Annotated in this window: 1 protein-coding gene; it reads left to right on the forward strand. The window is 72.4% G+C overall.

Going from position 1 to position 1,475, the window contains the following annotated elements; translation table 11 throughout:
* Positions 1 to 561 precede the first annotated feature (561 nt).
* Positions 562 to 1,266, forward strand: coding sequence for a hypothetical protein (locus ACWEPF_RS39935; protein ID WP_452176534.1), 705 nt, complete (start codon positions 562 to 564; stop codon positions 1,264 to 1,266).
* Positions 1,267 to 1,475 lie beyond the last annotated feature (209 nt).

Consider the following 1,475-nt stretch of genomic DNA (forward strand, 5'->3'; position numbering starts at 1 on the left):
GGCGCGGGCTGGTGCTGCTGCGGGGACGGCGTCGTCGCGGCCGGACGCGTCGACACGGGCTCCGGCGCGCTCTCGTGACGCGGCGTCGGCACCTCCGCCGACGGCGTGTGCGCGGGCTGCGGAACCGGACCCGCCTCCGAGGGGCGCACCGGCCCCAGCGTCGGCGCGGGCGACTCCTGCGACGGACGGGGCGCAGCGGGCGACTCCTGCGCGGGCCGCGACGGAGCCGGATCGTGATCCGGCGTGCGCGACGGACCATCGTTCGCCGCAGGACGGGTCGAACCAGGGTCATGGTCAGGCGTCCGCGACGGACCGTCGTTGGCGGCGGGCCGCGTCGAGCCCGGGTCATGGTCAGGCGTGCGCGACGGACCATCGTTGGCGGCCGGCCGCGTCGAGCCCGGGTCGTGGTCGGGCGTGCGCGACGGACCATCGTTGGCGGCCGGCCGCGTCGAACCCGGGTCATGGTCGGGCGTACGCGACGGACCATCGTTCGCCGCAGGCCGCGTGGAACCCGGGTCGTGGTCAGGCGTCCGCGCCGGACCATCGTTCGCGGCAGGCCTGGTGGAGCTGGGGTCGTGGTCCGGCGTGCGGGTCGGGCCGGAGTTGTCCGGCGTCGAACGGCCGTCCGGCGCGGGGGTGTTGGTGCGCCCGCCCCCGTCGTCGTTGCGGGCCGGGGGCGTGCTGTGCTCCGGCGTCACCGGCGTGCGCGAGGGACCGTCCGTCGCCGCGTCCGGACCCACCCGGGTACCGAACGGGTCCAACGCCGGAGACGGAGTCCGCGGCGAGGGAGAGGAATCACCACCCGGCTGCTGCGAAGGCGACGGCGTGTGGCTCGGCGCCGTGCTCGTCGGCGTCGGCGTCGGCGTCGGCGAACTGGTCGAGGACGGCCCCGAATCACGCGAGGTGGATCCGTCCCCCGACGACGTGTTGGACGTGCTCGACGGACTCGAAGTGGACGAGGACGGCGAAGAGCTCGACGACGGCGTGGAGCTGGACGACGAAGGTGAACTGGTCGAATTGGACGGGGAGTTCGACGTCGAGGACGGCGAGGTGTTGTTGTTCGACGAGCCCGCGTCGTTGTTGCCCGAGCCCGGATCGTCAGCACCACCGTTACGGCCCGCCGCGTTCTCCAGACCGTTGCGCGCATGCCGCCCCGCCCGCGAACCCACCCCGTCCCGCAACGACTCCGTGAACGTCTGCCCCGAGTTCTTCACCGCATCCTTGAACTCGTCCGCCCCCGCCTTCCCCGTCCGCCCCAGGTCATAACCATCCTGCGCACCGAAGCCCTGGTTCACCGTCTGCGCGATCAAATCACTGATCATCGCCTGGACAGCCGAAACCACCGGCTCCTTCAACGTCTCCATGATCGCCTCGACCAGAGCCTGCCGAAGCTCCTTCAACAACCGCCGCACGATGGCCTTCGTCGCCAACGTCGCCCCGGCCGCCCCCAACTCCGACAACCCCAACGTGAACGG

The sequence above is a fragment of the Kitasatospora sp. NPDC004289 genome, from assembly GCF_053602875.1.